At 46.0% G+C, this 12,407-nt stretch carries 9 protein-coding genes and 1 pseudogene; 3 read left to right on the forward strand and 7 right to left on the reverse strand.

The window, feature by feature from the left end; all coding sequences use genetic code 11:
* Positions 1-11: 11 nt before the first annotated feature.
* On the forward strand, positions 12-587 hold the full coding sequence (locus tag JXR92_RS15070) for a DUF4251 domain-containing protein (protein ID WP_008664890.1): 576 nt from the start codon (positions 12-14) through the stop codon (positions 585-587).
* Positions 588-766: 179 nt separating this feature from the next.
* On the opposite strand, the gene JXR92_RS15075 is transcribed toward JXR92_RS15070, so the two are convergent.
* Positions 767-1,600, reverse strand: coding sequence for a DNA-formamidopyrimidine glycosylase family protein (locus tag JXR92_RS15075; protein WP_138345382.1), 834 nt, complete (start codon positions 1,598-1,600; stop codon positions 767-769).
* Positions 1,601-1,675: 75 nt separating this feature from the next.
* A pseudogene (locus JXR92_RS15080) lies at positions 1,676-2,765 on the reverse strand (MBL fold metallo-hydrolase).
* Positions 2,766-2,879: 114 nt separating this feature from the next.
* Between JXR92_RS15080 and JXR92_RS15085 the strand changes: the two are divergent.
* Positions 2,880-3,755 (forward strand): PfkB family carbohydrate kinase, encoded by an 876-nt coding sequence (locus JXR92_RS15085; protein WP_061412187.1) that lies wholly within the window; start codon positions 2,880-2,882, stop codon positions 3,753-3,755.
* 40 nt (positions 3,756-3,795) lie between these two features.
* Here the strand turns inward: JXR92_RS15085 and hcp are convergent, their stop codons facing one another.
* Complete coding sequence (hcp, locus tag JXR92_RS15090; RefSeq protein WP_117600414.1) at positions 3,796-5,445, reverse strand: hydroxylamine reductase; 1,650 nt, start codon at positions 5,443-5,445, stop codon at positions 3,796-3,798.
* Positions 5,446-5,628: 183 nt separating this feature from the next.
* On the opposite strand from hcp, the gene JXR92_RS15095 reads away from it, so the two are divergent.
* Positions 5,629-6,267, forward strand: coding sequence for a Crp/Fnr family transcriptional regulator (locus tag JXR92_RS15095; RefSeq protein WP_117600342.1), 639 nt, complete (start codon positions 5,629-5,631; stop codon positions 6,265-6,267).
* A 75-nt stretch (positions 6,268-6,342) separates the two neighbouring features.
* Here JXR92_RS15095 and JXR92_RS15100 read toward each other — a convergent pair whose 3' ends face one another.
* The 4 genes from JXR92_RS15100 to queF form a co-directional block, all read right to left on the reverse strand.
* Entirely contained in the window at positions 6,343-7,536 is a 1,194-nt protein-coding gene (locus tag JXR92_RS15100) for a PepSY-associated TM helix domain-containing protein (RefSeq protein ID WP_117600343.1), read from the reverse strand.
* A gap of 7 nt (positions 7,537-7,543) precedes the next feature.
* Positions 7,544-8,947, reverse strand: coding sequence for a DUF4374 domain-containing protein (locus JXR92_RS15105; protein WP_119962075.1), 1,404 nt, complete (start codon positions 8,945-8,947; stop codon positions 7,544-7,546).
* Between the two features lie 43 nt (positions 8,948-8,990).
* Positions 8,991-11,297, reverse strand: a complete 2,307-nt coding sequence (locus JXR92_RS15110; protein WP_009038190.1) for a TonB-dependent receptor — start codon at positions 11,295-11,297, stop codon at positions 8,991-8,993.
* A gap of 650 nt (positions 11,298-11,947) precedes the next feature.
* The gene (gene queF, locus JXR92_RS15115; protein WP_117965416.1) at positions 11,948-12,403 is read right to left on the reverse strand and encodes a preQ(1) synthase; all 456 of its coding nucleotides are present in this window, start codon (positions 12,401-12,403) and stop codon (positions 11,948-11,950) included.
* Positions 12,404-12,407 lie beyond the last annotated feature (4 nt).

Below are 12,407 nucleotides of genomic sequence, written 5' to 3' on the forward strand. Positions count from 1 at the left end.
AAAGAACAATTATGAAACGAATCATTACATTAATCACACTGGTGTTGGTAAGTGCATCGACCCTGATGTATGCACAGAGTAGCAGCGAAACACGCCAAGCAGAGCGTAAAGCCCAACGCGAAGCCCAGAAAGCACGCGAAAAAGCAGAAAATGAAAGGAACTATGCCATTGCCGTCCAGGCATTGAAAGAGGGCAAGTTTGTATTGGAAGCAGACCAGCTGGTGTTCAAGAGAGGACGGAGCGCATTTGTTTCATCGACAACAAACTTCGTTCTGATGGACGGTGAACACGCATCCGTACAAATAGCTGCCAACAATGCCCTTGCAGGCCCCAACGGAATAGGCGGCATCACAGTGGACGGCAGCAGAAAGGAAATGAAAATCACGACCGACAAAAAGGGAAACGTGAATTGCAGCTTCAGCGTACAAGGCATCGGAATATCCGCACAAGTGTATATCACACTGACCAACGGCGGCAATAATGCATCGGCAAGAATCAGCCCGAACTTCAATTCGAATACCCTGACGCTGAACGGAGTCCTGGTTCCATTGTCCCAGTCAAACGTTTACAAAGGGCGGGCTTTATAAAACACCCCTTTTGTCCGTACAAAGTATAAAGAAAAGAAGATATTCATATCGTGTTCGCAGGATACGAATATCGTGTAGACACGATATTAACAGAATGCGATACAAGGAATTAATAAACTGTTATACAGAATATTAATTCCTTGCATCGTACATAAAGGGAGCTAACAGAATGTGAACATTTATTCTTTTATCTGTTGACACGTTGGGCAATAATATACCGAACCACCCATATAAGCCTCTTTTATGATGGTACTGCCACAACGGAGACAAGGATTCTTCCATGTTTTGGCAGAAAGAATGGTTTTGTAACCTCCGGCGTTGCCATAAAGATCTGTTTGCGTATCGCGTCCGCCCTCGGAAGTCATATCCACCAATGTTTTTTTTAGAGCATTAAAAAGAACTTCTTTCTGATTATCCGACAGAAGTAGCACTTTCTGTTTGGGATTTATCCGTGCATTGAACAGAATATCCTGCGTTACGCCGTTACCTACACCGGGAATACGCTGATTGGTTGCTAATAGAGCTTTAGCAGAGAGGGTCTTCTTTGCTTCGGCAACGAGTTTCTCAAATTCCGCTTCGGTGTATTTATCGCTCAACGGCGAAATGCTTTCCCGACTCAATTTATAGTACTTATTGTCGATATAGCTATCAGGATAAACATTGATAAAACCATACATTACAACCGTGAAGACAAGGAATGAATCATCATTAAACGTCAGCAACAACTGGTAATTGGCAGGAATCTTATCTCCCGCATTGTAATAACGGACACTGACTCCGTCGCCTATATTCATGATCACATTATCCGAAAGATTGAAATAGACAAACATGCCATATCCTTCGGATGAAAGGATGGTTTTGCCTACGAGCAGTTTACCATACTCCGACGGATTGCCGTTATAGAACGTAAACTTATGCGGTTTGGTGGCATTGAATACCTGCGTGATTGTTTTACCGCTCAAGGCGTTGTTCACTTGTTTGCTCAGGGTGATAACTTCGGGTAATTCCAACATATTATCTTACTTTTATTTTCGATAGGGATATATATTTCCGTTAATAACTCGTCAATAGCTAATCAATATCGTTCATTATTTTAACCGGACCACTTCCCCTATAATAGGCATCAACACGTTCAAAGAGTCTTTCTCTTTCAGATTCATGGCATTCTTCAACGGTTCGTCCCAGCGGTGTCTAGCCAAAGCATATTTGGGAATGATGGACAGTCAGAATCTTTTCCGCATTCAAGTCCCTGGCCACTTGTCCCAAATATTGGGGCATGGTATGGATATATTTCCAATCTTCGTTATACTGCCCATTCTCCAATATGGCAAGGTCAATGCCAGGATATTGCTTGCCTATTTCGGCAAAATGCGTATCATATCCACTATCACCGCCCATATAAATCTTCTGCGAAGGGGTTTCGATAAGGAAAGAGGCCCATAATGCCTGATTCGCTTTCAACGAGCGGCCCGAAAAATGCCGGGCGGGCAAGCAATGAAGCAGAAATCCCTTATCCAGTACAGTATCTTCAAACCAATCTAGCTCAACCAGGGATGATTTGTCAAATCCCCAATACTCGAAATGTTCGCCTACCCCCAAAGGACAGACCACCTTGCCTACCCGGTTTTTCAGCTGCATCACCGTCTCATAATCCAGATGGTCCCAATGGTCATGTGATATCACCAGATAGTCAATCTCCGGCATATCGGCAGGCTTGTAGGCATCCGCCCCTTTGAACGGCTTGTTTACAAACGAAACCGGAGAAGCCACACAAAATACGGGGTCTACCAGTATACGCTTTCCGTCTACCTGGATAAAATAGGATGAATGTCCGAACCATACCAATACATTCTCGTCCTTGCTTATCTTGCTGAGGTCCGTCTTTATAACCGGAATCTCTTTTTCTGGACGCAAATCGGTTTCTTTCTTAAATAAGAATCCCCAGAAAGCTCCCAAACGTCCCTTTTGGGAAGTCATCATCATCGTACTGTGCAGATTCCGGAATTCTCCGTCTTTGTAATGAGGCGACTTCTTTATCCTCTCCAACCGTTCTCCTTGAGGAGCCCTCCCGAAACTCGGCTGATTGACAAAAACGAATCCCGCTATGACCGCAACAGCCATAATACCCACTATAATGCCAACTATCATACGTACTCTTTTCGTTTTTAATGAATTCATATTCAATGAGGCTACATTTACAGCTGCAAATATAGTCGAATTGTTATTAAATCACTATCTTCGCGCCCAATTTACGGAATCAATACAATAAAGAAATAAAAAGCCAACAAAGAAATGAACACACACAGTCTATGTTGCATCGGCTATATTACCCAAGATAAAGTCGTAACCCCTAAAAATACCATATATATGCCGGGAGGCACCTCCTTCTACTTCGCACATGCCATCAAGCACTTGAATGCTAACGATTTTCTATTGGTAACAGCTTTGGCTGATACTGACATGGGCATTGTGGAAGACATTCGGAAAGAAGGTATTTCCGTCAAAGCCTTGCACAGCACACATTCCGTCTGTTTCGAGAATATTTATGGAGAAAATCAAAACGAACGTACACAACGTGTCACGGCAAAAGCAGACCCTTTCACCGTGGAAGGTTTGAAAGATACCGATGCACGGATTATCCACTTGGGCAGTCTGCTTGCCGACGACTTCTCTTTGGAGGTCATCAAGTTCTTGTCCGGCAAGGGACTCCTCTCGGTAGACGTGCAAGGATTTCTCCGCAAGGTGGAGAATGAAAAGGTGCTGGCCGTAGACTGGCCGGAAAAGAAAGAAGCATTGAAGTATATCCATATCCTGAAAGCCAACGAAGCTGAAATGGAAGTGCTGACCGGATGCAGTGAACCGCACGAAGCTGCATTGCTGATTGCAGACTGGGGCGTGAAGGAAGTGCTGCTGACCCTGGGAGATAAAGGTTCGCTGATTTATGCCCAAGGAGAATTCCACGAAATACCCGCCTACCCTGCCCTGCAGATTACAGATGCAACGGGATGCGGAGACACCTATATGGTAGGATATCTGTATATGCGCGACAAAGGCGCGTCTTATCGAGAAGCCGGATGCTTTGCCGCCGCCATGTGTACCATAAAGCTACAATCGCACGGGCCGTTCTGCGGAACGGAGGAAGCGATAAATAATGTGATAAGAGGATAAGATGATGGGGTGATAGCAGGATATCACCCCATCATCTTATTTACAATCCGAATTTCTTCAAATCATCTTCCACACTACCAATACCTGCAATATGGAACATATCAACCAGTACCTTGACGACATTTGGAGAAAGGAAAGCGGGCAATGTAGGTCCTAAGTGAATATCCTTCACACCGAGGCTCAATAATGCCAATAATACAATAACTGCTTTCTGTTCGTACCACGCTATGTTGTAGACTATGGGAAGTTCATTAATGTCGTTCAGCTGGAATACTTCTTTCAGCTTCATGGCTATTACCGCCAGTGAATAGCTGTCATTGCACTGCCCGGCATCCAATACACGGGGAATGCCGTTGATGTCTCCCAAACCAAGTTTATTATAGCGGTATTTGGCACAACCTGCGGTCAGGATAACGGTATCTTGCGGCAAGGCTTTAGCAAATTCCGTGTAGTAGTCACGGCTCTTCATACGTCCGTCACAACCTGCCATTACGATAAAGCGGCGTATGGCCCCGGTCTTCACGGCATCTACCACCTTGTCTGCCAGTTGCAGCACCTGGTTATGGGCAAAACCGCCGATAATTTCTCCATGCTCTATCTCCACCGGAGGCTGGCATTGTTTGGCAATCTCTATGATTTCAGAAAAGTCTTTCCTACCTTCAGCATCCTTATCAATGTACTTGCAACCCGGATAGCCGGTAGAGTTGGTGGTAAACATACGTTCTTTATACACAGCATTTGCCAGAGGAGGAACGATGCAATTGGTGGTAAACAGAATCGGTCCGTTGAAGGAAGTGAATTCTTCGCGCTGTTTCCACCAGGCATTGCCATAATTGCCTACAAAATGGGAATATTTCTTGAAAGCCGGGTAATAGTGAGCAGGTAACATTTCACCATGTGTATAGACATCTATTCCTGTGCCTTCAGTCTGTTTCAATAATTCTTCCATATCCTTCAAGTCATGGCCGCTAATCAAAATTCCCGGACGGTTCTTCACACCGATATTCACCTTTGTAATTTCAGGATTACCGTAAGTACCAGTATTGGCTGCATCCAATAGAGCCATTGTCTTTACTCCAAACTCACCAGCTTCGAGAACCAGCTTCACCCACTCCTCTGCCGATAGAGACTCAACTGCAATGGTAGCCAGTGCGCGTTGCATGAAAACATGAACCGTATCATCATTGAATCCCAGACGCATGGCATGCTCCAGATAGGCAGCCATACCTTTCAAGCCATAGACAAGCAATTCTTTCAACGAGCGGAGGTCTTCATTCTGTTCACGCAGAACACCTACTGTCTTCGCTTTTCCGGCATAGTCATCACGCGTTCCCTGCCAAGTCAGTTCATCTACTTTGGGTAAGAGCACTTTGTTATGCTTGGCCTCTTGAATCAATCCATTACGCATGGTGATTCCTTTATCTACCCGCTTCAAAATGCTTTCATCATCGAAATTTGCATTCGTAATAGTGCAGAACAGAGCATCCGTCACAAAGATATTCACTTCTTCGGAGACCGGACAATCTGCCTTGCGCAAAACATCGGCAACGACAGAGACACCTCTAACCACAAACAGCAACAAGTCCATAGCTTGAGCCGTATGACTTTCTTTTCCACATACACCTTTCAGTATACAGCCGGTTCCTTTGGCTGTCTCCTGACATTGATAACAAAACATGTTCGGTTCCATATTCTTATTCATTTAAAAGTTTACATCATCTTTCCATAAGATAAGCGGCACCTCAGCAATAAAAATAAGCAAGCTTATTTTCTATTACTTTCGGTTTGCATTATCTTTGTGCAAAGATGAGAGTTCTACAACGCGAAAACTGTCACGAATGTTACATCGAATCACAAAAAAGTAAAAAAGAGAATGGAAATCCATACATTATTGAAAATGCCTCCTTTTCAAGGCATAACAGAAGAAGAATTATTATCCCTCATCCTGGCACCCGAACATGCACGCAGGCAATACAAACCTGCTGACTTTATTGCCATGCAGGGAGAAGCATACCGTTCTCTATTCATATTGTGCTGCGGCAGTGTGCGTACCCAAATGGTCAGTGCAGAGGGAAAGCAACTCACCATAGAAACGCTGAAAGCCCCGCAACTACTTGCCCCGGCTTTTGTCTTTGCCTCCGAAAACCGCTTCCCGGTAAATATCGAAGCAAAAGAGAAATGTGAGATACTCATCATAAACAAGAATGTCTTCCTGGAATTCCTGCATCGACACCCCACTGTGATGCGCAACTTTCTGCAACTGGTATCGGACAGAACTCTGTTTCTCTCCAAAAAGCTGAATGCCTTTGCCCTGCAAAGCCTAAAATCGCGCATACTGAACTATCTACGCATGCATGGCACGATACTCAACCAGCAGGAAGTGGCACAAATACTGGGAGTGGCTCGTCCCTCGCTAGCACGTGCCTTATCGGAGCTGGCAAGCGAAGGATGCATCCGGATAGAAGAGAAGGAAATGCGGATAAATGAAATCTCCGCCCAAAAGTATTTATAAAAAAACGCCCACAAAACACGCACGCCTGCGCATCTTGCGGACATCTTCATCCTTTTATAAAATTGCCTGCTTTTTCTAAGCAACTTTCTTTAATTGCATGTTCGCTTTCCTACTGCCTTTCCGAACCAATCTGCGAATCCAAAGATAATAGCCCGTCAGCGGCAAGCTGGCCCCTACCAAAGCGGCAAGAAAACTCAATATACGGGTGGTCAGCCCTCCCCAACTGCCTACATGAACGGAGAATATCCAGCCACGGATTTTTCCTGAAGCGTCGGCATCCTTATATAAGGTAGCCCCGGTGATTTCACCGCTACGGGGATTGAACGTATAGCGGTCGGCAGCACGCTGGTTGCCCAACCGATTGAAAGAAACCGTAGCAGAGCCTTTGGACACGGTAATCTGTTTATAATCAGGATTGAGTTCCTTCAGTTCTTCGTAAACCTTCTGCCAGCTTGTAAAAGGAGAGAAAGAATTTCTTTCACGATGCTCACCTCCTGGTCTGCCACCAGACCGGCCTTGAGCCCGTTCTCCTCCCTGGGCAGCAGTTTGTGCCGAAGCACCATGTCCTCCACCCCCTTGCGTGGTTTCCACTCCGAAAACTTTGTAGAAGCCGGTGCGGTACCAGGAGAAAGACCATGACAGTCCCGTAAGCGCCATTACCAACAGAAGAACCAGCGTGTACATACCGCCTGCCACATGCAGGTCATAGCAGAACCGACACCAACCCTTACCGGAAACAATCTTCAAACTGTTCTTCAAAGCCTTTTTTGTACGGGGCCACCAGATGACAATGCCCGATATCAGGACAAAGACAAACATCAGCGTGGCAGTGCCCACAATCATTTTTCCCCAGAAGATGCCTCCATCGGGCTTCATGCTGTCCAGCAACCAGCGATGCAGGCGGAACATGGTCGTGAAAAACGGCGCACGTTCATACTTGCCCTTTATCTCACCCGTATACTGGTCTACATAGACGGAAGCACGACGAGGTTTGGAAAGGTTCACCTGCCAGGCACGCTCCGGAGCAGACGAGGCTGTGACACCCGTCACAAAAACACTATCCGGCAGAGTAGCGGCCACTTTTTCGGCCACCTTGCCCATGGGAAGCGATGCCGGCCCGACTTTCTCCACATAGTAGAGGTCGCGGCGGCAGAGCTCCATCACCTCCGTCTCGAATACCAGCATGGCTCCGGAAAAACAGATAAGGGTAATCAGTAGCCCGAAGGGGACTGAAAGCCATAAATGTATTTTACGAAAAACTTTCTTCATAGGAGCTTTATTCCAGTTTACCTACACCGTTCAGTTGGGTTGCATTGACAACCAGACCCTTGGTAGCTGTTGCATTGGCAGGGTCTACCTTATAGATGGCAGGATAGCCGGAAGAGGTAGTGACTGCCACATATGCGTTGCCATTTTCCATGTACGGGGTATTACCAAAGCCGGAGACATCGCTTGGAAGGCCGTTCACATAAGTCAAAGCTCCGGTGGAGGCATTGAAGACGGCAAGTTGGTTGGCAACCTTGTCTGATGCCGTAATTGCCTTATCATACATCAGCAACAGGAAATAATTACCTGAAATATACCAAGTGCGCAAGAAAGAGGCGCCATTGGCTTTCTCTTCAAGATTATAGTAATAGGCGGCATCAAATTCCTCTGCTTTGGTATCGATGCGTACAACTCCAGCAGGCAATGTAGTCTGCTGACGCGAATCACTCATGGTCTTGGCATAGCTCGGAGAAAATACATATACATAGCCGTCGTCGGCAAGCCAGTTCATCTGGTAGTACTGTGACTTCATGCGTCCGGCAGCATAACTGATTTTGTCTGTAGTGATGACCTTATGAGAATTCAGTGTCTGATCACCAAAGATAGCGATATGGCATTCATTAGGATACTGGGTCCATTGCAATTCGTCCTTCTCATAGGCACCGCTACCCTGCCCGCCGGATTCTGTCTTTATTAAATCCTCATTACCGGAAAGCACCCACTTGTAACTACCGTCTTCATTCTTCTGCATGCAACCATACTGGCTAAGCCCCATGGGAATGGCTGCTGCATAAACCTTACTGCCCACTTGTTCTATACCGGCCAGTGTTACGTATTCACCATTTTCAAGGAAATTTTCGGCAAGAAATGGAGTATCCTTTGTTACCGAGTTCTTTGTATAAGTCTGTTTCTCGACATCCAGATAGGAAATCAAAAAAGATTGGGGAGTATATCCATTTGCATCATTCAGTTCCGTAGGGCCGTCGCCGGTAGAAGTCGTCATTATAAATTGGTCATAATAGCCGTAGGTAGTGAAACGATTGACGTTATACTCCTGGCTACGTTTTTCCAGTTCACCGTTTGTATTCATAATGAACGACTGGGTAGTGCCTGCATTTCCCTGGTGATAATTCAAGGCATACAGATATTTGTTTCCGTAGAACACCCAGTAAGTAGCCCCATCGTTCACAAGGCCATTGCCGGCAGCAGTAATTTCACCGCTTTCCAGTGACTCGGCTGTCAGCAGGACAGGAACGGAGCTACCTGAAACTGTAGCCGTGGCAGCTATCACATAGTTACCCTTTGAACCGGAACCGGAGCCGGAACCCGGTTCGTCTGTGTCTGTACAAGAAATTAAAGCCATTCCGGTCATTGCCATTGCCAAGAGGCCGGACAAAAGATAATTCTTCTTCATTTGTTCTTCTTATTAATTACACCTATTAAAACCATTATATTTATTAATCACCAAAATGTACACGTACCTTGCCATAGAACGCACGCCCGGCTTTCTGAAGACTGAAATTGTCGTACAAATCCTCGTTCGTGAAGTTGCGGCATTCAAACGAGATATTATAGCGGCCATTCTTCAGACTATAGCTCAATGTCAGGTTATGGGAGAACTGGTCGGGTACCATGAAATCCTTGTTCTTGCTACCGATGGCCTGCGAATAGTAGGAGAAGCTGTGCATGTACTGGTTGTCGTAAGTCACGGACAGCATATTCCCTTTCTTCCAGAGGTCGCGCCAATAGAAGTTTACGTCAAAATCAGCAAACTGATAGGGCACATTGGGAATGCGTGCCTTGTAACCGAGATTTTCCACAGAGTTGCCGGTACTGCCGATTTGCATCTTCTCATTGTCACGCACATTCATCTGCGTGAAGTTGCCGCCCACACTCAGCCAGCGTCCGAAGCCATAGCGTGCCGATACATTGTATCCCTTCGTCAGCACCTTGCCGTAGTTGGTATAAGTGGCCCCTTCTTTTCCTCCGCTCAAGTCCTGGATATTGCGCTGGATATAATCCTTCGTATTGCGGTATACCACACCGCCTTCCACGTAGACGGAATGTTTTCCAAAACTCCGGGAATAACTCAGGTTCAAGTTGATGTTGTCACTTTTCTCGGGACGGATGCCGATGTCTCCACTCTCCAGATCTTCGTCACCAAACATCTCTTCGATAGTGGGCAGACGGTAAGCTTTTTCATAAGAGAGCTTCGCCTGCAAACCGGGCAGGATGAAGTAGGTTCCGGCAGCACCATATCCCCAAGAGTCTACCGTACGGCTGGTGCGTACATAATTACTACCGGTATCATCCTCGGCCATAGGTCCTGCCACATACTGGCGGTAGTATTTGCCGAATGCCGAGAAGTTCCACTTTTCGGAAGGCATCAGGCGGTATGACAAACCGGAGATATTCTTGCGGGTCTGCTTGGCAATGGCATCCGTCTGTTCTTCCACCGCCAACAGTGAAGTATTATCACGCTGGAATGCACTCAACACATGATTGAAAGTCAGCATGTGGACCCTCGCAATGCGGTAATTCAAGGTCAATGTACCGTTCCAATTGTCATTATCGGCACGGGAATACTGGCGGGACTGTTCGCCGGGGCTGTTCAGCGGATGTTTCTCACCAAGCCAGTTGTATTCGTAGCGGGCAGTATCCACATTCGTAGTGGCATTGCGATTGTAGTTGGCTGTCAGCACCATATCCAGCCCCTTGATTATCAGGTTGCGTTTGCTGTATTCCATCGAAGGCATCAGTGAATGGCCAAAGCGGTGCTTTTCCCCGAAGACTGTCTTCTGGCGTACACCGGTCTGTATGTCCTTGTACATGTGCGAATAGGTGAAACCGAACATCAGCCGGTCTGCCCAACTTTTGTCCACAATACCCGCTTTGGCCACAATGGCTTCGTTGTGGTAAGTATCATTGAAACGCTTCACGCGCACCTTCTCACTTTCGTTGAAACTGCCCGTCTCAAAATCCTTTACCGGCGCATCTACATGATAATCGTTGTCCGAGTAGTTTTGAAAGGCATTGATTTCATAGCTGAAACCGTTCTTGAAAGTCTGTCCGAAGTTAACGTATGAGCGGTGGGTATTGAACGAGCCGTAAGAATAAGAAGCATCCAGGAACCAGTTCCGGCGTTTCTTGTTGGTAACAATATTGATGACACCGCCAATGGCATCCGTACCGAAGCCCACGGGAACTACACCCTTATATACCTCTATACGGTCGGCAAAGCTCACCGGAATATTGTTCAGGCTGAAGGAGCTTCCCACACCTTCCTGCGGCACACCGTCAATGAACACCTTGACGTGCTTTCCGCTAAAACCGTCCAGCATCAACTGCATATCCGAACCTACCCCACCCGACTCACGGAGTTTCATGCCCGGAGCCTTGGTCAAGGCATCGCTCAGATTCTTCGTGGTGTTCTGGAGTTCCTTTGTATCGACTGCCACAGCATTGAATGCCGACCTCTTCACCCGGCTTACTCCGGTAGAAACGATAGTCACCTCGTCCAGCTGTTGCGTTTCGGGAGCGATGGTTATGTTCAGCTTCATCCGCTCATCATTGACCAGTTTCACCTTTTTCTCCACCTTTGTATAACCTACGGCAGACACCACCAGCGTATAGTCGCCGGCAGGCGCCTTGATGTGATAGAGGCCTTCCTGATTCGTGGTTCCTCCATAACTCGTCCCTTTCAGATAAACAGTCGCAAAATCCACCGTTTCTTTTTCCGTAGAAATGATTCTACCAGAAATCATCCCTCCTCTCCTCTGCGCATGTACAGACAGAGAAGCCAACAGAAGGAGAAACAGCAGCGAGAATTTAAATGTATATGCTTTCAATTTTATAATAATTATAATGTTGTTAGTAAACCGGTGCAAAGGTCATTATTAACATCCAGCTGTGCAATCGCTTATTGTAGGTAATTATATGGAGTGGATTTATCGTATATATCATACCATGCAATCACCATTGATAGGTATTATCAATAATAAAACAGATAAAAAAAATGAAAACGAGCTCGGAAGGTGCTGAGGAAATCTCTTAAATAATAAAATCAAAACAGTTTCTTATTCGTCAGCGGCATTTATGCGGATAATCGTAAAAGAGAAAATAAAGATGTAGCAAAACTAATGATAGAGAAGCCTTATATTAGCCGATGAATAAAGACAGACTAACTTCTCATTTACTAAAAACTATTCGTCCGACAACCGTTACATTATCGTCCGACGGCTGTTTAATTATCGTCCGACAGCTGTTGGACGATAATGCAACAACTGTCGGACGAATAAAAATTAGCAAACAAGAAACTAAAGGTCAGTAGACAAGGATATAGAATATAGTGATGCAAAAATTACCTGTCCTAACAGCCCCCCTTCTATTTATAGGAGCCATCAGATACAGCATCTTATTCACGGTTCATCAAACGATGCTCCGCCATCTGCTCGAACTTCGTGCCGGGACGTCCGTAATTGGCATACGGGTAGATAGAGATGCCGCCACGCGGGGTAAAGATACCCGTCACCTCGATATACTTAGGATTCATCAAATGAATGAGGTCTTTCATTATGATGTTCACGCAATCTTCGTGGAAAGCTCCGTGATTGCGGAAACTGAACAGATAGAGCTTCAGGCTCTTGCTCTCCACCATCTTGACATCGGGGATATAGCAAATACGGATTTCCGCAAAGTCCGGTTGTCCCGTGATGGGACAAAGACTGGTGAATTCGGGGCAGTTGAAACGCACCCAGTAGTCATTGCCGGGATGCTTGTTATCAAATGCCTCTAATACTTCGGGAGCATAGTCCTGACGGTATGCTGTCTTTCTCCCCAAAAGGGAAAGTTGGTCTTTCAATTCTGTCATAGCC

The organism is Bacteroides parvus (assembly GCF_017309675.2).
Classification (GTDB): Bacteria; Bacteroidota; Bacteroidia; order Bacteroidales; family Bacteroidaceae; genus Bacteroides; species Bacteroides uniformis.